Raw genomic sequence first — 19,620 nt, 5'->3', positions numbered from 1 at the left:
TAAGACTTTTTAACGTTTGACACAGGCGAGGATATGTGTACTAAATTTGTTACTTTTGCGCTTTTAATAGTAAAAGCAAAGGTGAATGTTATCAGTGTCTAATTTATCGGTACAATTTGGAAAACGCATTTTATTTGATGAAGTAAATGTGTCGTTTGTCCAAGGGAATTGTTATGGAATTATTGGCGCCAATGGTGCCGGGAAATCCACATTGTTAAAAATAATATCTGGTAAACAAGATGCGACTAGTGGTCATGTGCATTTAGAGCCTGGTAAACGTATGTCCATTTTAGAACAGGATCACTACGCTTACGATACGCATACCGTGTTAGAGACCGTTTTAATGGGGAATAAGCCTTTATTTGCCATTAAGAAAGAAATGGATGAATTGTATGCTGATTATACGGATGCGAATGCTGATAGAATCGGGGAATTACAAGTGGATTTCGAAGAAATGAATGGATGGAATGCAGATAGCGATGCTGCTGCTTTGTTGTCTAACCTGGGTATTTCTGAATCCTTGCATTATTCATTGATGGGGGATTTAGATGGTAAACAAAAGGTTCGTGTGCTTCTTGCACAGGCTTTATTTGGAAATCCTGATGTGTTGATTATGGATGAGCCTACCAACGACTTGGATTTCGAAACTATTTCTTGGTTGGAAAATTTCTTGGCCAATTATGAGAACACTGTAATTGTCGTTTCTCACGACCGTCACTTTTTAGATGCGGTTTGTACCCATATAGCAGATATAGATTTTGGAAAAATTAACCTCTACAGCGGGAATTACTCCTTCTGGTACGAAAGTAGCCAATTAGCTGCTCGTCAGCGTTCTCAACAAAATAAGAAAGCTGAAGAAAAAGCCAAGGAGTTACAAGAGTTTATCATGCGTTTTAGTGCCAACGTTGCTAAAAGTAAGCAGGCTACATCGCGTAAAAAGATGCTTGAGAAATTAAAGATTGATGATATTAAGCCATCTAGTAGGCGTTACCCGGCGATCATTTTTGAAAGAGAGCGTGAGGCAGGAGATCAAATATTGAATATTGAAGGCCTTCAAGCGAGTATAGACGGTGAATTGCTTTTTGATAAGATAAGTATTAACCTTGCCAAAGGGGATAAGGTAGCTGTAATCTCAAAGGATTCTAGAGCAACTACGGTGTTCTATGAAATTCTAAACGGGAAGCAAAAAGCAGATGCTGGAGATTATCAATGGGGGATTACCACAACACAGGCCTACTTGCCTGTAGATAATGCTTCTTATTTTGATAATGACCTTACGTTGGTAGATTGGTTGAGACAATGGGCTAAAACTGATCAGGAGCGCGAAGAAGTATATGTAAGAGGGTTTTTAGGCAAGATGCTCTTTAGTGGAGAAGAAGCCTTGAAAACAGGTCGTGTACTCTCTGGAGGTGAAAAGGTAAGATGTATGTTGAGTAGAATGATGATGCTTAGAGCTAATGTATTGATGTTAGATGAGCCGACGAACCATTTGGATTTGGAAAGTATTACGGCATTTAACAACTCTCTTAAAAAGTTCCCTGGAACTGTAATGTTGACTACTCATGACCACGAGTTTTCTCAAACCGTGGCAAATCGAATTATAGAAATCACTCCAAAGGGTGTTATTGATAGGTATTTAAGCTTTGATGACTATATGAGTGATCCTAGCATTAAGGAGCAAAGAGATCAAATGTACGCAAAGTAGAGCAGTACATTAAACAGAATTGCATATTCATATGTAAGCGGGGGCATTTTCGGATACCTCCGCTTTTTTATATTATTATATCGTCTTATCGATTTCTTCGCTCCAGTTTCGAGCTCTCTAAATACTCTCCTATTTAATTGATTATTGCCTTTATATTTCGTAAATTAACTACTTAGTTTGAATTCGCAATCGTTTACTACACGATTTCAGAATTTTCGGTATGGATAATCGGTGGATTTATAAAAGGAATAGGCCTAACCATGTGTGTTGTTGGGGTAATAAAATCATATTATAATAGTTTAATTTAATCAGATGGAACTCAAAAATTTAAAAAGGAAACTTACCGTAAAAGGAAAGTCGTATGATTATTATGCGCTAACTGATCCCGCTCTGGGTGAGGTTAAAAAGCTACCTTTCAGTATTCGGATTCTGTTGGAGAATGCCATCCGTAATTATGATGGATTTGGTGTCACGGATCAGCATGTTAAAACATTAGCCAATTGGAAACCAGCTCCTGAAGACAAGGATATTCCTTTTAAACCAGCACGTATTCTAATGCAAGATTTTACAGGTGTACCTGCGGTGGTTGATATTGCATCCCTGAGATCAGAATTTGTTCGACATGGCAAAGATGGACAAAAGATAAATCCTTCCATCCCTGTGGATTTGATTATTGATCACTCTGTTCAGGTCGATTACTATGGAACCAATTATGCATACAACAAAAATGTTGAAAAGGAGTACCAGCGAAACGCTGAACGGTATGAACTTTTAAAATGGGCACAACAAGGATTGAATAATTTCACTGTGGTACCTCCCGGAATGGGGATTTGTCATCAGGTTAACTTAGAGTATTTGGCTAAGGGAATTACAAGCAGAGATGGTTGGCTTTTTCCCGACACTCTTGTCGGAACGGATTCACATACCCCTATGGTAAACGGAATTGGAGTATTGGGCTGGGGAGTAGGTGGTATTGAGGCAGAAGCTGCAATGCTTGACCAACCCATTTATTTTGGTTGTCCTGAAGTTGTAGGCTTGAAGTTAACCGGGAAAATTCCTGATCAATGTACAGCCACCGACATGGTGCTCTCCATTACAAAGGTATTAAGAGATACAGGTGTGGTGGGTAAATTTGTTGAGGTCTTTGGTGATGGCTTGGATCACCTAACTGTAACAGACCGGGCGACAATCTCTAATATGTCACCTGAATTTGGATGCACAGTAACGTATTTCCCAATTGATGTGCAGACCTTACAGTATATGCGCCAAACCAACCGTACTGAAGAAGAAATTGAAATCGTTGAGACCTATTGTAAAGAAAATCTTTTGTGGAGAACCGGAAAAGAGGATGTCGAATATTCGTCGATTGTTGAATTCGATTTGTCTTCCTTGGAGCCGACAGTTTCAGGCCCTAAGCGTCCACAGGATAAGATCTTGGTAAAAGAGCTTGATAAGCAATTCAAAGTGTTGTTAGAAAATGAATTTGATCGAACCTATAGTCCCTTGAAGGAAAGACAAGAGTCTGCATGGCTTGAAGAAGGTGGTTCACGTACGGAATTTACCTTTGGTAAAGTACCGGTAAGTGCTCCAACAAAACTTGAAGTAAAAACAGAAGCCCTACAATCGGTTCGAATCAAACATAATGATAAAGAGTTTGTTCTAAGTGATGGAAGTATAGTTATCGCAGCCATTACGAGCTGTACGAACACCTCAAATCCTACTGTAATGGTAGGAGCCGGGCTATTGGCTAGAAATGCAGTCCAACGAGGTCTGCGTACTAAATCATGGGTAAAAACCTCTATGGCTCCCGGATCTAAGGTGGTAACACAATATCTTGAGCGCGCAGGCTTAAATGTCGACCTAGAAGCGTTACGTTTCCATACGGTAGGTTATGGTTGTACATCTTGTATTGGGAATTCAGGGCCACTTCCTCCTCATATTGCTGAAGCAGTGGATAAAGGATCTCTGGTGGTAGCTTCTGCCTTGTCCGGGAACAGGAATTTTGAAGCGAGAGTTCATCCGCAAGTGAAAATGAATTTCTTGATGTCGCCTATGCTCGTTGTGGCTTATGCTCTTATTGGTAGAATCGATGTCAATCTTATTGATGATCCTATTGACTTAGATCCAAATGGCAATCCGGTCTATTTAAAAGACATTTGGCCAAGTAGAGAAGAGATCATTAAAACCATTAATGATTGTATGAAGGTAAAGGATTTCCAAGATGTATATGATGTGATTTTTGACGGCTCTACTGATTGGCAGAATCTTGAGGTGAATATGGACAAGAATTACCAATGGAATGAAAATTCAACATATATCAAAGAATCACCCTTCTTTGAAAATCTAGAAGTGGATTCAAAGCCGTTACAAGATTTAACTAATGCTAGAGTGTTGTTGTATTTGGGAGATTCGGTAACCACGGATCACATTTCGCCTGCAGGATCGTTCAGTGAAGATTCGGCTGCCGGAGCGTATTTGAAACAGAAAGGCATAGAACAAGCGGACTTTAACTCTTACGGTTCAAGAAGAGGAAATCACGAGGTCATGATGAGGGGTACCTTTGGGAATGTGAGAATTAAAAATAAAATAGTAGACAAGGAAGGTGGGTTTAGTACCTATTTCCCTACCAATGAAGTAAAGACCGTTTATGATACTGCAATGGCTTATAAGGAAGATAATACCCCGTTAATAGTTATTGCAGGTAAAGAGTATGGTTCAGGTTCATCAAGGGATTGGGCAGCGAAAGGAACTTTCTTACTAGGTGTTAAAGCAGTAATTGCAGATAGTTATGAACGTATACATCGTAGTAACCTTATTGGAATGGGGGTTGCACCTTTAGTGTTTTTAGAAGGTGAAAATGCTGCTACTTATGATCTTGACGGTACTGAAACCTTTTCGATCACCGGTTTAGCTGATAATCTAATACCGCATAAAAAACTTGACGTAAAAGCAATTCACACTTCTGGAAAAGTTACAGAATTTCAGGTAGAGGCAAAATTTGATTCTGAGATTGAAATTGCCTACTACAAAAATGATGGAATATTGCAGTATGTTTTAAGACAATATCTAAAATCGGAAGCTTAATAATTTCAGTTTAATTAAAGAGAAATGCGGGATTTCATTATACTTAGATCCCGCATTTAGTATTATAGACAAGCCTTAAGACTTAGTATTAATTGGCTTAATTTACTTTAATCCACCAACCATTTCCTCTGGTTTCACCCATTGGTCAAATTCTTCATCAGTCAAATGGTTTAAGGCTACTGCGGCTTCTTTAAGGGTTGTTCCTTCTTGATGTGCTTTGTTGGCAATCTCTGCAGCTTTGTAATACCCTATTTTGGTATTAAGTGCGGTAACTAACATTAAAGAGTTGTTTACGAGCTCTTCTATTCGTTGATTGTTTGGTTCAATACCTTGAGCGCAATGCTCGTCAAAACTAGCACAAGCGTCTCCTAATAAACGAGCTGATTCTAATAGATTAGCAGCCATTAAAGGTTTAAATACATTGAGTTCGTAATGCCCTTGTGTGCCTCCCACAGTAATTGCTACATCATTACCGATGACCTGTGCACAAACCATAGTTAGTGCCTCGCATTGAGTTGGGTTTACCTTTCCTGGCATAATTGAACTTCCTGGTTCATTTGCTGGGATGATAAGTTCGCCAATACCACTCCTAGGCCCTGAAGCCATTAGGCGAATATCGTTAGCTATTTTATTAAGAGAAACAGCTAATTGTTTTAGGGCTCCATGAGTTTCAACAAAAGCATCGTGTGCGGCTAATGCTTCAAACTTGTTATCCGCCGTTTTAAACGGATGCTCGGTAAACTTAGCAATAAATTCCGAAACGCGTTTAGCGTAACCCTTAGGGGTGTTTAAACCAGTCCCTACGGCCGTTCCTCCAAGTGCCAACTCTGAAAGATGGTCTAATGTATTGTTAAGTGCATTCAACCCGTGATCGAGCTGGGATACATAGCCTGAAAATTCTTGTCCTAGTGTTAAAGGTGTAGCATCCATTAAGTGAGTACGTCCAATTTTAACAACATTTTTATAGGCTTCTGATTTCTTTTTTAGGGTATCTCTTAATTTAGTGACCCCAGGGATGGTAACTTCCACAACCATTTTATAGGCTGCGATATGCATCCCAGTAGGGAAGGTGTCATTGGAAGACTGAGACTTGTTGACATCGTCATTAGGCTGTATTGTCTTTTCACCTTCTCCAATAACTTTACCGGCAATCTGATGTGCCCGATTGGCAATAACCTCATTAACATTCATGTTACTTTGAGTCCCAGAGCCTGTTTGCCAGATAACTAATGGAAATTGTTGATCGTGTTTTCCTTCTAATATCTCATCACAAACTTGAGCGATCAAGTCTCTCTTTTCGATGGGTAACGCACCCAATTCACAATTGGTATATGCTGCTGCCTTTTTTAGGTATGCAAAACCATATACAATTTCTAAAGGCATAGAAGCCGATGGGCCAATTTTGAAGTTGTTTCTAGAACGTTCTGTTTGCGCTCCCCATAGCTTATCTGAAGGCACCTGAACTTCTCCCATGGTGTCTTTCTCAATTCTGTATTCCATAATAAATATCGAAGTTTTATTGATAACACAAATGTACAGTTTTTATTTTTTTCAACACCCAAATTAAGTATTTACATTTATCGCTAGATGCTACTATAACAAGGGATGCAAAAGTGATCCTTCAATTGAAACTGAACATCTCGGGAATTGAATAAATTTCCAGAGATTATTTAAATTATTTGATTTATTGATATGAAAATTAAGAAATGTACTTATCTTTGGAACGAATTCAGAAAATTTCCGGAATTATGTTCGAATTTGATCAGTATCTGGGCTTTTTAGCGATTATGGCTGTTTTAGTTATAGGGTTTTGGTTAATGATATTTTTGTTAACCTTCGTAGTACCTTATTGGTTAGGTGGTTCAATTATTGAACTCATCAAGGAGAAAAAAGCTGCTAAAAAGGCACAGGAAAATTAAAGAAACAAAAAAAGAAGCTCAAAAGGCTTCTTTTTTTTATTTCTGGCTGTTGGTTTTCTGATTGACTCACCTATATGAACTACACTTGGATGGTTACATTTCTATTTTATTTTTAAACTAGATAATTGCTCTTCATCAAAGCGATGCATTTACTTGTAACAATAAGGTGATGGTCGTTAATTTTGGCTACTTTCATAGGATGTGTGCGACTTTCAAGGTCTAGTGTAGCGAAATGAATGGGAAGTGTTTAGAAACAAATAAGGAAGCCTTTTGAACTTCCTTATTTACTTCTAACTATCTATATTCAATTGGCTAAATTACCGCATTAGCCTTGGAATCCTCCACCATCTTGTTCCATGTCATTGTTGTTATTTTGACGGTTTCTCATTCTATCGTTTTTAGATTGATTGAATCTATAGACAAATGATACCGTGAACTGGCGTTCTCTCCACTGAAATTCGCTATCTGAGGTAAAGGATAAATCTCCGAATTCATTATAAGATTGTGTAAATGAATTTCTTTTACGAGTGTTTAACAAGTCGCTCACATTCATTGAAATCGTTGCATTGTCTCCCATGATATCTTTACTAACAGCCATGTTCAAGGACAACATACCATCAGATTTGGTTTGTGAGTTCTCACGTGGTCCCATATAGAAAGCATTGGTTTGCCAATCAACTCGTGCCGGTAGTTTTACCTTAGCACTAAGTCTAGAGAACCAGCTTGTGTTTTCTGCACCATAATCTACACCTTCATATTCACCATCTGTTTTAGATTTGAACAGGTTGAAACTTCCGTTAAGTTGTAACCAGTCAATTCCACCATACATAAGACCTATTTCACCACCGTAACGCTGGTTTGTAGAAAGGTTAATCGGAATAGTACTAATGATGTCAATACCGTCAGAGGTCTGTTGACCAGTTTGTCTTTGAACTCTGTCAAAAGATTCTGTTTCTCTTTGGTAATATATAGAAGAGGTCAATGTTAGATCTTCCCATCTTTTTAGATATCCTAAATCAAAGGCATCAGCAAAGGCAGGATTTAAATCTGGGTTCCCTTGAAAGATATTCGTTCTACTTGAACGAGATGGGAATGGGTTAATAAACCAACCTCTAGGTCTGTTGATTCTTCTGTTATACCCTAATGAAATATTTTCATTTTCACCCAACTCATAAGTAAGGTTAACAGTAGGGAATAGATCTAAATAATTCTTGTCGAAATCTGGATCGAAATTAAACCCTAAGGTATCCATGAGCTGTTCGTTAGTCAAGTCAGAAGTTACTTTACCTTTTAATTGAGTGTTTTCTAATCGCAATCCAAGTAAGAATGAAAATTTGCCAAATTTGTTACCGTATTGTGTATAAACGGCATTTACATTCTCTTCGTAATCAAATATATTGGTAAGTCCGTAATCAACTGAATATTCATCAGTTTCCGGATTGTATCGAGAGAGTTGATAATCATTTTTCGAATGTTCGAAATCACCACGGTATCCTGCTTCAAATTGAGCATCTCCCATAGGTAGTACATAATCCGCTTGTATTAAATATTCATCCTCTACATCAGTTTCGAATACTCTTTCTCTATCTACATACGCTTGATTTGGGAAAGTCTGATTTTCAAAAACGTTGGTGTTGTTAGTTTCATCATCGTTGGAGTATTGAAAATCTGCTGTTAATTTATGTCCTTCATCATTGAAGTGATTGGTGTAGTTTAAAGAAATCTGGTATGATTTATCATCCTGTTTTTCTTGCTCTTCACGAAGTGTTTTACTATCAATACTAGTATCGATGTAACGTGTTGTGAAGTTTTTTGTATTGTCTTCCTCATCTGAAAGACGGGTGAACACACTAGCAGTAATCGAAGATCTATCTGTTAGAAAGTACTCCATGCCTAGGTTGATGTTGAACCCAGTATTTTTTCTGTTCATTTCTCTGTCTTCCAAAACTCTGCTGAATTTTGATTCTCCAAAGTAATGGTTGTCAAAATGAGCTTGTCCCGGAGGCTCACGATAGAAGTGACCTAAGGTAGTAAAGACATTAAATTTATCGGTTCTTAGATTTAAATTAGCGCTAATGCTGCTAGTAGACGGATAACCCGCATTTAAACTAACAGAACCATTTAATCCGAGTGTTTTTTCCTTTTTTAAAACAATGTTTAAAATACCTGCAGTACCTTCAGCATCGTACCTTGCAGAAGGACTTGTGATCACCTCTACTTTTTCAATGGCATCTGCCGGAAGTTGTTTTAGGGCATCAGTAGAACCGAAGCCAGCCATTGCAGAAGGCTTTCCGTTGATAAGAATACGTACATTCTCATTTCCTCTCAAGCTAATAGCACCTTCAACGTCTACTGTAACAGAAGGAACATTGTTTAAAGCATCAGTTACAGTTGCACCACTAGTGGTGAGGTCCTTTCCTAGATTGTAAACCTTTTTGTCCAATCTAACTTCAACAGTTGTTTTTTCTCCAACAACCTCCACAGCATCTAGCTGAGCAACATCAATAGCTAATTCAATAGTTCCAAAATCTTTATCTGATGTTAAACTTTGATTGTTAACAGAGAAGGGGCGGTAGGATATAAATTCTACCTTTACATTGTATTTTCCGGCTGGAGCATCGACCTTAAACACACCGTGTTGATCTGTGATTCCCCCTGTTACTAGATTTGGGTCATCTATACTTTGTAATACTAGAGTAGCAAACTCAAGCGGTTCAGAAGTATCGGAATCAATGACCTTCCCGGTAACGGTGATTTGCTTTCCCACTCTTGACCCTTGTGCATAGCCGAAAGCAGTAATAAAAATTGCTGCGAGTACACAGCATAAACTTTTAAATTTCATAGTAAGCGTCTAAATAATTAGTTCGAATAAATTACGTTTGATAGTCAGACGCCAAAAATCTATGAAGGTTTAAGCAGGAATGGTTAAACTTTTCATAAAATTGCCTTAATGTTCTCCAAGGGTCTACCAATAACTGCCTTATTGTCCTTTATCACTATGGGACGCTCGATGAGTCTAGGATTGTCTACCATCGCTCTAATAATTTCAGGATCACTTAACTTCTTATTTTTATAGTGCTCTTTCCAGATTTCCTCTTTTGTGCGAACCAGTTCAATAGGCGCTATTCCTAGGGTTTTAATGATTTTTGTAAGTTCAGATACCGTGGGTACCTCTTCAAGGTATTTTATCACCTGTATTTCTTCACCAGTGCTTTCAAGAAGTTGAAGACCTTCTCGGGATTTTTGACATCTTGGGTTGTGGTATATCGTAATCATAATGACTTAATTATAAATATTTTTGATTCGTCGTTAAACCATTGCTTTTTGCAATGTGATCAATCCTCTTGACTTTGTCCCATCATCATTAAATAGGCCTTTAAAAACTCATCAAGCCCTCCATCCATAACATGGTCAACATTTCCGGTTTCATGACCTGAGCGTACATCTTTTATAAGTTTATAGGGATGTAATACATAATTTCTAATCTGTGATCCCCATTCAATTTTCATTTTTCCTGCCTCGATCTCATCCTTGGCTGCTTGTCTTTTCTTAAGCTCAATTTCGTACAATTGAGATTTAAGCATCTGCATGGCCTTCTCTCTGTTTTCGAGCTGTGAACGCGTCTCTGAGTTATGAATGATAATTCCGGTAGGGTGGTGGGTAAGTATGGCTTTGGTCTCTACCTTGTTGACATTTTGCCCACCTGCACCACTAGAGCGCGCAAAGTCCCAGGAGATATCCGCTGGATTAATATCAATTTCAATAGAGTCGTCTGCTAGCGGATACACATAAACAGAAGCAAAAGAAGTGTGTCGTTTGGCGTTACTATCAAAAGGTGAGATTCTCACCAAACGGTGAACGCCATTTTCTCCCTTTAACCAACCGAAGGCAAAATCTCCTTCGAATTCTAAGGTCACTGTCTTTATTCCGGCAACATCGCCTTCTTGGTGATTGAGTTCCTTAATTTTATAACCGTGCTTTTCTCCCCACATAAGATACATTCTCATAAGCATGGATGCCCAATCACAGCTCTCGGTACCACCGGCACCGGATGTGATCTGTAGTACAGCACTCATATTATCACCTTCTTCCGAAAGCATATTTTTGAATTCTAGGCTTTCTATATGTTCCTTAACGTTGTGGTATTGATTTAACACATCCTCTTCAGTGGCATCCCCTTCTTTATAAAATTCTAATAAAACCTCTAAATCGCTAACCATGGTTTTAGAGCGTTGAAAATCATTAACCCATTTTTTTTGGGTTCGGAGGACTTTCATGATGTTTTCTGCCTCCTTGGGTTTATCCCAAAAATCTGGAGCAAATGTCTTTTCTTCTTCATTCTGAATTTCAATTAACTTCTGCTCTATATTGAGATATTTCCTAAGATCTTCCGTTCTATCCGCAAGATTTTTCACCTGTTCATGGCTAATCATAACATTATTTTTTTCAAAAGTATAACAACTTTTTTTAATCTTAATAAGTTTTTAGCCGCGGTTGTTTAACTTTAGCGATAGTTAAAACTATTCAGATGGAAGTAAATTTAATCAGTGATACCGTCACCAGACCGACAGCTGAGATGCTGGATTATATGATGAAAGCTCAAGTCGGTGACGATGTGTTCAAAGAAGACCCCACAGTTATAGCACTGGAAACCAGAGTGGCAAAAATGTTTAGCAAGCAAGCTGCCTTGTTTTTCCCTAGTGGGACAATGGCGAATCAAACTGCGATAAAGGTGCATACACAGCCCGGAGAGCAATTGATTGCGGATAAAGATGCTCATGTGTTTAACTTTGAAGGAGGTGGAGTGAGTTTTAATAGTGGTGTCAGCTGTAGGCTGATCGATGGTGAAAATGGGACCTTTACAGCACCACAGGTAAGCAATGTGATCAATTCCCCCGAATTCTACCATACACCACTTACTTCATTAGTCTGTATAGAGAACACTGCAAACAGTGCTGGAGGTAGTTGTTGGGATTTAAATGAAATAAAAAAAATCCGTAAAGTCTGTGATCAAAATGATTTAGGCATGCACTTGGATGGTGCTCGGATCTGGAATGCTATGGTAGCCAGAAATGAAAGCCCAAACCAATATGGGGAACTATTTGATTCCATTTCGGTGTGTTTGAGTAAAGGTTTAGGATGTCCAGTGGGTTCATTATTGATAGGCGATGAAGCATTTATTTCAAAAGCCCTACGTGTACGTAAAGTTTTAGGTGGAGGGATGCGTCAAATCGGATATTTAGCTGCAGCCGGGCTGTATGCTTTGGATCATCATATAGATCGTCTAGCAGAGGATCACCAAAGGGCTAAAGAATTAGCAGAAGTACTTCATGCCAAGACTTTTGTAAGAGCCATTGAACCTGTAGAAACCAATATTGTAATCTTTTACTTAGATGAAAGGGTAGTGGTGCCTGAGTTTTTAGATGTTTTAGGGCGGCACAACATTCGTATTATACACTTGGGGCAAGGGAAGCTTAGAATGGTAACCCACTTAGATTATACAGCTAGGATGCATTCAGAAACATTAGAGATATTAAAAAATTTGGAACTTTAATACAGCCTTAAGAGGGTAGCTGAATTTGTAGAGTATGTGCATTGCTTTTAACGGCAAGAATACCGTTTTCCATACCAGCTTCAGAGGAGTAGGTTTGGCTTCTTCCTAATACAGCACCGCTAGCGTTTGTTAGATTGAAATAGAATTTGCCGTCAGAAGTAGTTTTGCGCTCATAACGACTCATGTTCAAGGCGTTTGTCTTGACACTTTCAATTTGTTTTTTTACGTCTTCAACACTATCAAAAAAATTACTTTTAAGAATGGTGTGCCCGTGTTCTGCCAGCAATACAAAATTAAAATCGTTACCAGGACTTGTTCTCTCAATCTTATACATAGTGCTATTCAACTTAAGTGTTCATTTAAAAAAATGAACGATGTTCTACATTCCTTGTGAATTTAAAAAATATATTGATAACAATATCAATACTTTCCATTTTTTACATTCTCACAAGTTGCCTTTAAGATGATTTTGCATATACAGATTTCAATATAGAGCCACGTACTACTGTAGCTTGTGACGAAAACGATGACATTGAGTACGGGTTAAAAAATTAGGACCACTATTATTTAAACATATCCATACCAGGAATGTTTGGCATTCCTTCTTTAGCTACTGCTGCCAATTCCGCTTCATTAATTTTAGTGGCTTGCGCAATAGCTTTGTTGATATACAGTACTAGGTAATCTTCTAGTTGCTCCTTGTCTTCTAGTAAACTAGGATCAAGTTCGATCCCTTTTAACGCTCTATTTGCTGTAATTGTAACTTGAATGAGGTTGTCGGGGCTTTTTTCACTCAAGGTAACTGTATCGAGTCTTTTTTTGGTTTCTTCTACTTTTTGCTGGGTTTCTTTTAATTTTCCCATCATACCCATGAGATCTCCAAACATAATATTAAGTTTTTGCGACAAATTTACTAAATTACTTCAAAATTTAACCAATAAAAATTTATATGCGGTACTTTACTTCTATTCTTATACTATGCCTTATTTTTGTGAGTTCCTGTAAAAAGAAACAACAAGAGGCTATGGAAAATATTACCCCGCCAGTTGCGGATATAAAAGAAAAGATATTAGAGAAACATGGTGATATCAGAGTTGATCAATACTTTTGGCTAAATGAGAGGGAAAACCCTGAGGTGGTGGACTATTTAGAACGTGAGAACGACTATTACAATAAAATGACCGCTCATACAGATGATTTCAAAGATTCTCTTTTTAAAGAAATGAAATCAAGAATTAAGGAAGATGATTCATCTGTCCCCTATAAGTACAATGGATACTGGTACTATACTAAATATGAAACAGGTAAGGATTATCCGATTTACCTTCGAAAAAAGGATGAGCCGGGTGCACAACAGCAGGTGATCTTCGATTGTAATGCAATGGCTGAAGGACATGCTTATTTTAATTTAAACGGCATCAATATAAGCCCTGACAATAAATTGGCAGTCTTTGGGGTGGACACCGTAAGTAGAAGAGAGTATGTGTTGCAGGTGAAGAATCTGGAGACCAACGAGATATATCCTTTGCGTATTGAAAATACCACAGGAACGAGCACTTGGGCTAATGATAATAAAACATTTTTTTATATCAGAAAGGACAAGCAAACCCTTCGTTCTGACAAGGTGTTTAAGCACAAGTTTGATGGAAAGGGTATAGCTACCCAAGACGAGCTTGTCTATCATGAAAAGGACGAAACTTTTAGAGCCTTTGTTTATAAAACCAAATCCCAAAAGTATATTGTTTTCGGTTCAGGCAGCACCTTAACTACTGAATTTAGTTTTATAGATGCTGAACATCCTGAACAAGAGCCTCGAATATTTCAGCCCAGAATTCGGGGGCTAGAATACAGTATTTCACATTATGAGGATACCTTTTATATATTGACCAATGCGGATGGAGCTACCAATTTTAAGCTCATGAAAACCCCAGTGGATAACACCTCAAAAGAACATTGGGGGGAAGTAATTGCACACCGACCTGAGGTGTTGTTGGAAGATATAGATATTTTTAAAAATTATTTGGTAGTGAGTGAACGATCAAATGGTTTAAATGAAATCATGATACGCAGGTGGGATAACACCGATTCCTATTATATTCCTTTTGATAATGAAACCTATACCGTATTTACCTCTACAAATTTGGAGTTTGATACAGATACACTTCGTTTTGTCTACAATTCACTGACAACGCCAGCGAGTACCATTGACTTTAATATGAATACTAAAGAAAGAGAAGTCAAAAAGGAACAAGAAGTATTAGGAGGTAGCTTTGATAAAGATAATTATGCCTCTGAAAGGGTATGGGCTCAGGCCAACGATGGTACCAAGATTCCAATTTCCCTTATCTATAGGAAGGATATGAAAAAAGATGGACAGAATCCGCTACTATTGTATGGGTACGGTTCTTATGGAGCGACTATAGATCCTTATTTTTCAACGGTACGAATTTCTTTACTCGACAGAGGGTTTATCTATGCCATTGCGCATATCAGAGGCGGAGAATATTTAGGACGGCAGTGGTATGAAGACGGAAAGCTCTTGAAAAAGAAAAACACCTTTACTGATTTTATTAATTGTACCGAATTCTTAATAAAAAAAGGTTATACCACCAGAGAACATATGTATGCGATGGGGGGCTCTGCAGGAGGATTGTTGATGGGAGCTGTAGTAAATATGGCACCTGAACTTTATAACGGTGTCATTGCCGCTGTTCCATTTGTAGATGTATTAACTACCATGCTTGATGAATCCATACCACTGACCACAGGTGAATACGATGAATGGGGAAATCCAAATAAAAAAGAGTATTACAACTATATGAAGTCTTATTCTCCCTATGATAACGTTCAGGCACAAGAGTATCCGAATTTACTTGTCACTACCGGGTTTCATGATTCTCAGGTACAGTATTGGGAACCTGCCAAATGGGTTGCAAAGTTAAGAAATGTTAAAAAAGGCAAACAAATATTGCTTTTTCAAACCAATATGGAAACAGGCCATGGCGGTGCTTCGGGACGTTTTGAAGCTTTGAAAGAGGTGGCCCAAGAATATGCCTTTATTTTAGATTTAGAAGGAATTAATCAATAGTTTTAAAAAAAGTATTTAAATTTGCAGGGTTTGGAGGAATTCAAATCTATTTTGTATCTAACCAAATTTCTATGAAACAAAAGATAAATGCTTACGATAATGTTTTAGATTTAATAGGTAATACACCCTTACTAAAACTAAGTACAATAACCCAAAATCTTATAGGAAACTTTTACGCTAAAGTTGAGGCTTTTAATCCCGGGCATTCTAGCAAAGATAGAATAGCACTGCATATTATTGAAGAAGCTGAACGTAAAGGAATTTTAAAACCAGGAGATACCATTATTGAAACCACCTCAGGGAATACTGGTTTTAGCATTGCCATGGTGAGTGTGATAAAGGGGTATGAATGCATTCTAGCTGTGAGTTCAAAGTCATCGCCGGATAAGATTGATATGCTACGCGCAATGGGAGCGAAGGTGTATGTGTGTCCTGCACATGTTAGTGCGGATGATCCTAGGTCATACTATCAAGTCGCTAGAAGAATCCATGAAGAAATGCAGGGTTCTGTCTACATCAATCAATATTTTAATCAACTCAATATGGAGGCTCATTACAGGACTACCGGTCCGGAAATATGGGAGCAAACCAATGGACAGATTACACACCTTATTGCTTGCAGTGGAACTGGGGGTACTATATCGGGGACAGGTCGTTTCCTAAAAGAGATGAATCCTAATATTAAGGTAATAGGAGTAGATGCTTACGGATCTGTTTTGAAAAAATATCACGAAACTCGGGAATTTGATTCCAATGAAATTTACCCCTATAGAATCGAAGGTTTAGGGAAAAATCTAATACCTGGTGCAACGGATTTTGATGTCATCGATAAATTTATCAAAGTTACTGACGAAGAAAGCGCTCATACAGCTCGGATGATTTCAAAAACGGAAGGATGCTTTGTAGGTTATACCAGCGGCGCTTCATTTCAAGCAGCTAAACAATTAGCTGAACAGGGTGAATTTGACAAGGATAGTAATGTTATACTGATATTCCCAGATCATGGATCACGCTATATGAGTAAGATCTATAGTGATGAATGGATGAGGGATCAAGGTTTCTTTGATTCTGTTAATACTGAAACAACTCAGAAAATAGAATATATCAAATAAATTAGTTTTTAGACATGTCGGATTTCAATTTGGTTGATAAAGTTGACGGAATCACCAAAGAGGAATTTAAAGAACAGTATCTTTCTACCTAGAGACCTGTAATTTTTAAAGATTTGACAAAATAATGGCTCGCCAGGGAAAAGTGGACTTTCGACTTTTTCCGGCAGCGATATGGCGATTAGGAAATTCCGATGTATGATGATTCCTATCACAATTCAGGTAATGACTATATGAGGCCCACTACTTATAATGGTTTGAAGAGTGTCTGAATATTATAGAGAGCAAACCAACGAATTTAAGATTCCATAATTTTCAAATTATGAAGCGTTCTCCTGAGCTAGCAAATAATTATACTCTACCCACAATAATGGATGGTTTTTTAAAATTTGCACTGATGTTTCTTGGAAGGGAAGGCTCGGCACTAAATCTTCATTACAATAATGGTTGTTCACATTTGTTTTTAACGCATTTTCAAATGCAAAAGGTTGTATTTCTATACCCTTGGAATCAGTCTGAGCTTTTATATAAACTACCATACACGAAGCATTCCCGCGTGAATGTTCTTAAATCAGATTTAAAAGATATCCTGTTTTTAAACCAGCCAAAGGTCTTAAAGTGGTTATCCAGTACGGTAAAATCCTGTTTATTCCATAACTTTGGTGGCATTTTGTATATTTTTCGAAAGAAGGATTCTCGCTATCCTTGAGAGCTAATGACTCTATAAAATCAAAAGTACAAGGTATATCGAAATTAGTGCGGCACTTTAATTTAGATACTAGCATGAATTATTTGACAGGACAAAAATGGAAACAATACAAAGAGAATAAAGCAATACTAAATGCCGAAGGGCTATGGAAAATTTGGGTCATGGATAATTAACCCGTTTCTAAATTTAAAAATATCTATGAAAAGTATATTGATCACTGGAGTATCCTCTGGAATTGGATGGAGTACTGCAAAATTATTTTTATCCAGAGGTTACCTTGTTTTTGGTAGCGTCAGAAAACGAGCTGATGCTGAGCGTCTTGCAGGGGAATTGGGAGAAAACTTTCATCCGTTGATTTTCGATGTTCAGGATTTAAAAGCCATACAAGATGCTTTTTTGAAAGTTAAAGAGGTCTTGGGGGACAAGCCCCTAAATTGCCTTGTAAACAATGCTGGGGTATCCGTTAATGGCCCAATGGCCTATATTGCACTAGAGGAGTTTTCAGAGCAACTGGATATAAATGTATTGGGCATGGTAAGAGTGACCCAAACCTTTTTACCATTGTTAGGTTTTGACAATAACCTTCCAAAGGGAAGGATAATAAATATCAGTAGTGGAGCTGGCCGTGTTACACGTCCCTTTATGGCGCCATATGCAGCCTCCAAACATGCTGTTGAAGCCGTTTCTGATGGCTTAAGAAGAGAATTATTAGATTTTGGAATTGGTGTAACTATTATTGAACCGGGGCCTATACAATCTGAAATATGGAATAAGGCCAAAGCTGAATCAGCTGAGCAGATTAATAAGTACAAAGGCACGCCATATGAACGGATTTATGCAAAGATGGATAAGGCGGTTCAAGGAATGGAAGGGGCTGCTTTAGATGCCGGTATTGTCGCAAATTTAATTTATGGCATTGCCGAGGGTAATAAAGCAAAAACTAGATATTTGGTAGCGCCTAAAAAGTGGTTGTTCTGGCTGGCGATACATGTCTTGCCGGATAAATTCTTAGATAAGATGTTCCAAAAGCAATTTCGTCATCTTTTACAAGATTCGTAAATATGTTATGAAAAGACCTTAATTTTAGTTACTTTTGCCCACTGTTGAGTAAACATATAATACAATTAAAAGAATAGAAAACCTCCATTTACATGAGAGACTTATTTGAAAGAATAATTGAGAATAAAGGTCCATTAGGAAAATGGGCTTCTCAGGCTGAGGGATATTTCGTATTTCCAAAATTGGAAGGACATATCTCGAATAGAATGAAGTTTAATGGAAAAGATGTTATCACCTGGAGTATTAATGATTACCTCGGGTTGGCAAATCATCCGGAGGTACTAAAGGTGGATGCAGAGGCTGCTGCTGAGCATGGCGCTGCTTACCCGATGGGAGCGCGAATGATGAGTGGTCACACTGACCTACACGAACAACTACAGAACGAGCTCGCAGAATTTGTGGACAAACAGGCTGCGTATTTATTGAATTTCGGATACCAAGGAATGGTATCTGCTATTGATGCATTAGTTACCAAGGATGATATCATCGTTTATGATGTTGATGCGCACGCTTGTATTATTGATGGTGTTCGACTTCACATGGGTAAACGCTTTACATATCAACATAATGATATGGAGAGCCTTGAGAAAAACTTAGAGCGTGCTACTAAAATGGCAGAACAAACCGGAGGCGGAATTTTAGTGATCTCTGAAGGTGTATTTGGAATGCGTGGAGAGCAAGGACGTTTAAAAGAAATCGTTGCCCTTAAAGGTAAATTCAACTTTAGACTTTTAGTAGATGATGCTCACGGTTTTGGAACTTTGGGTAAAACTGGAGCCGGAACTGGAGAAGAGCAAGGTGTTCAAGATCAAATAGATGTCTATTTCGCAACCTTTGCGAAGTCTATGGCTGGAATTGGAGCATTTTTGGCTGGGGATAAAGAAGTAATAGATTATCTTAAATATAACCTGCGTTCTCAGATGTTTGCTAAGTCATTACCAATGATATATGTAAAAGGTGGTTTGAAGCGTTTAGATATGTTAAGAACAATGCCTGAGCTTAAAGAAAAACTATGGGAGAATGTTAATGCCCTTCAAAATGGTTTGAAAGAACGTGGCTTTAACATTGGAACTACTCAAAGTTGTGTTACTCCAGTATATTTAAACGGAAGTATTCCTGAGGCTATGGCTTTGGTCAAAGATTTACGTGAGAATTATGGGATTTTCTGCTCGATAGTGGTATATCCTGTAATACCTAAAGGATTGATTCTTTTGCGCATGATTCCTACCGCTACACATGATTTAGAAGATATTCGACTTACATTAGATGCGTTCTCTGCAATTAGAGATCGCTTGGAAAATGGAACGTACAAACGCCTTTCAGCTGCTGTTGAAGCCGCTATGGGTGATAAATAATAGTGGTATCCAGTTGTTGGATTTAACACTCATTAAAA

General features: G+C 38.0%; 14 protein-coding genes. 8 read left to right on the top strand and 6 right to left on the bottom strand.

The window, feature by feature from the left end:
• The first annotated feature begins 85 nt into the window (after positions 1 to 85).
• Both ACN0TV_RS03855 and acnA read left to right on the top strand, forming a co-directional pair.
• Positions 86 to 1,705, top strand: coding sequence for an ABC-F family ATP-binding cassette domain-containing protein (locus ACN0TV_RS03855; RefSeq protein ID WP_417360305.1), 1,620 nt, complete (start codon positions 86 to 88; stop codon positions 1,703 to 1,705).
• A gap of 312 nt (positions 1,706 to 2,017) precedes the next feature.
• On the top strand, positions 2,018 to 4,789 hold the full coding sequence (gene acnA, locus ACN0TV_RS03850) for an aconitate hydratase AcnA (RefSeq protein ID WP_417360303.1): 2,772 nt from the start codon (positions 2,018 to 2,020) through the stop codon (positions 4,787 to 4,789).
• A 102-nt stretch (positions 4,790 to 4,891) separates the two neighbouring features.
• Here the strand turns inward: acnA and fumC are convergent, their stop codons facing one another.
• Positions 4,892 to 6,289, bottom strand: coding sequence for a class II fumarate hydratase (fumC, locus tag ACN0TV_RS03845; RefSeq protein WP_417360301.1), 1,398 nt, complete (start codon positions 6,287 to 6,289; stop codon positions 4,892 to 4,894).
• A 206-nt stretch (positions 6,290 to 6,495) separates the two neighbouring features.
• On the opposite strand from fumC, the gene ACN0TV_RS03840 reads away from it, so the two are divergent.
• Positions 6,496 to 6,708: a hypothetical protein gene (locus tag ACN0TV_RS03840; protein ID WP_417360958.1), complete on the top strand. Its 213-nt coding sequence runs from the start codon at positions 6,496 to 6,498 to the stop codon at positions 6,706 to 6,708.
• Between the two features lie 325 nt (positions 6,709 to 7,033).
• On the opposite strand, the gene ACN0TV_RS03835 is transcribed toward ACN0TV_RS03840, so the two are convergent.
• The 3 genes from ACN0TV_RS03835 to prfB form a co-directional block, all read right to left on the bottom strand.
• Positions 7,034 to 9,550 (bottom strand): TonB-dependent receptor domain-containing protein, encoded by a 2,517-nt coding sequence (locus ACN0TV_RS03835; RefSeq protein ID WP_417360299.1) that lies wholly within the window; start codon positions 9,548 to 9,550, stop codon positions 7,034 to 7,036.
• Between the two features lie 92 nt (positions 9,551 to 9,642).
• On the bottom strand, positions 9,643 to 9,984 hold the full coding sequence (gene arsC, locus ACN0TV_RS03830; protein WP_417360297.1) for an arsenate reductase (glutaredoxin): 342 nt from the start codon (positions 9,982 to 9,984) through the stop codon (positions 9,643 to 9,645).
• Between the two features lie 59 nt (positions 9,985 to 10,043).
• On the bottom strand, positions 10,044 to 11,141 hold the full coding sequence (gene prfB, locus ACN0TV_RS03825; protein WP_417360294.1) for a peptide chain release factor 2: 1,098 nt from the start codon (positions 11,139 to 11,141) through the stop codon (positions 10,044 to 10,046).
• 95 nt (positions 11,142 to 11,236) lie between these two features.
• On the opposite strand from prfB, the gene ACN0TV_RS03820 reads away from it, so the two are divergent.
• Positions 11,237 to 12,262 (top strand): threonine aldolase family protein, encoded by a 1,026-nt coding sequence (locus tag ACN0TV_RS03820; protein ID WP_417360292.1) that lies wholly within the window; start codon positions 11,237 to 11,239, stop codon positions 12,260 to 12,262.
• A gap of 7 nt (positions 12,263 to 12,269) precedes the next feature.
• Here the strand turns inward: ACN0TV_RS03820 and ACN0TV_RS03815 are convergent, their stop codons facing one another.
• Together ACN0TV_RS03815 and ACN0TV_RS03810 are read right to left on the bottom strand one after the other, a co-directional pair.
• Positions 12,270 to 12,596, bottom strand: coding sequence for a YegP family protein (locus tag ACN0TV_RS03815; RefSeq protein ID WP_417360290.1), 327 nt, complete (start codon positions 12,594 to 12,596; stop codon positions 12,270 to 12,272).
• Positions 12,597 to 12,825: 229 nt separating this feature from the next.
• Positions 12,826 to 13,149 (bottom strand): YbaB/EbfC family nucleoid-associated protein, encoded by a 324-nt coding sequence (locus ACN0TV_RS03810; protein WP_417360288.1) that lies wholly within the window; start codon positions 13,147 to 13,149, stop codon positions 12,826 to 12,828.
• 62 nt (positions 13,150 to 13,211) lie between these two features.
• Here ACN0TV_RS03810 and ACN0TV_RS03805 point away from each other — a divergent pair, with 62 nt between their 5' ends.
• From ACN0TV_RS03805 to ACN0TV_RS03790, 4 genes are all read left to right on the top strand, one after another.
• Entirely contained in the window at positions 13,212 to 15,350 is a 2,139-nt protein-coding gene (locus ACN0TV_RS03805) for a S9 family peptidase (protein WP_417360286.1), read from the top strand.
• 71 nt (positions 15,351 to 15,421) lie between these two features.
• Positions 15,422 to 16,462, top strand: coding sequence for a PLP-dependent cysteine synthase family protein (locus ACN0TV_RS03800; protein ID WP_417360284.1), 1,041 nt, complete (start codon positions 15,422 to 15,424; stop codon positions 16,460 to 16,462).
• A 904-nt stretch (positions 16,463 to 17,366) separates the two neighbouring features.
• Positions 17,367 to 18,227, top strand: coding sequence for an SDR family oxidoreductase (locus ACN0TV_RS03795; protein WP_417360282.1), 861 nt, complete (start codon positions 17,367 to 17,369; stop codon positions 18,225 to 18,227).
• Positions 18,228 to 18,319: 92 nt separating this feature from the next.
• Positions 18,320 to 19,582 carry an aminotransferase class I/II-fold pyridoxal phosphate-dependent enzyme gene (locus ACN0TV_RS03790; RefSeq protein WP_417360280.1) on the top strand — a complete coding sequence of 421 codons (1,263 nt, stop codon included), beginning with the start codon at positions 18,320 to 18,322 and terminating at the stop codon, positions 19,580 to 19,582.
• Positions 19,583 to 19,620: the final 38 nt, after the last annotated feature.

Source organism: Galbibacter sp. (assembly GCF_048266365.1).
Taxonomy (GTDB): domain Bacteria; phylum Bacteroidota; class Bacteroidia; order Flavobacteriales; family Flavobacteriaceae; genus Galbibacter.
The sequence above is the reverse complement of the archived record's forward strand: the minus strand, read 5'-3'. Positions and strand labels throughout refer to the sequence as shown.

Excerpts from the sequence above, each read along its gene's own strand:
- ACN0TV_RS03855 (WP_417360305.1), top strand. The coding sequence starts at position 86 with ATGTTATCAGTGTCTAATTTATCGGTACAATTTGGAAAACGCATTTTA.
- acnA (WP_417360303.1), top strand. The coding sequence starts at position 2,018 with ATGGAACTCAAAAATTTAAAAAGGAAACTTACCGTAAAAGGAAAGTCG.
- fumC (WP_417360301.1), bottom strand. The coding sequence starts at position 6,289 with ATGGAATACAGAATTGAGAAAGACACCATGGGAGAAGTTCAGGTGCCT.
- ACN0TV_RS03840 (WP_417360958.1), top strand. The coding sequence starts at position 6,496 with ATGTACTTATCTTTGGAACGAATTCAGAAAATTTCCGGAATTATGTTC.
- ACN0TV_RS03835 (WP_417360299.1), bottom strand. The coding sequence starts at position 9,550 with ATGAAATTTAAAAGTTTATGCTGTGTACTCGCAGCAATTTTTATTACT.
- arsC (WP_417360297.1), bottom strand. The coding sequence starts at position 9,984 with ATGATTACGATATACCACAACCCAAGATGTCAAAAATCCCGAGAAGGT.
- prfB (WP_417360294.1), bottom strand. The coding sequence starts at position 11,141 with ATGATTAGCCATGAACAGGTGAAAAATCTTGCGGATAGAACGGAAGAT.
- ACN0TV_RS03820 (WP_417360292.1), top strand. The coding sequence starts at position 11,237 with ATGGAAGTAAATTTAATCAGTGATACCGTCACCAGACCGACAGCTGAG.
- ACN0TV_RS03815 (WP_417360290.1), bottom strand. The coding sequence starts at position 12,596 with ATGTATAAGATTGAGAGAACAAGTCCTGGTAACGATTTTAATTTTGTA.
- ACN0TV_RS03810 (WP_417360288.1), bottom strand. The coding sequence starts at position 13,149 with ATGTTTGGAGATCTCATGGGTATGATGGGAAAATTAAAAGAAACCCAG.
- ACN0TV_RS03805 (WP_417360286.1), top strand. The coding sequence starts at position 13,212 with ATGCGGTACTTTACTTCTATTCTTATACTATGCCTTATTTTTGTGAGT.
- ACN0TV_RS03800 (WP_417360284.1), top strand. The coding sequence starts at position 15,422 with ATGAAACAAAAGATAAATGCTTACGATAATGTTTTAGATTTAATAGGT.
- ACN0TV_RS03795 (WP_417360282.1), top strand. The coding sequence starts at position 17,367 with ATGAAAAGTATATTGATCACTGGAGTATCCTCTGGAATTGGATGGAGT.
- ACN0TV_RS03790 (WP_417360280.1), top strand. The coding sequence starts at position 18,320 with ATGAGAGACTTATTTGAAAGAATAATTGAGAATAAAGGTCCATTAGGA.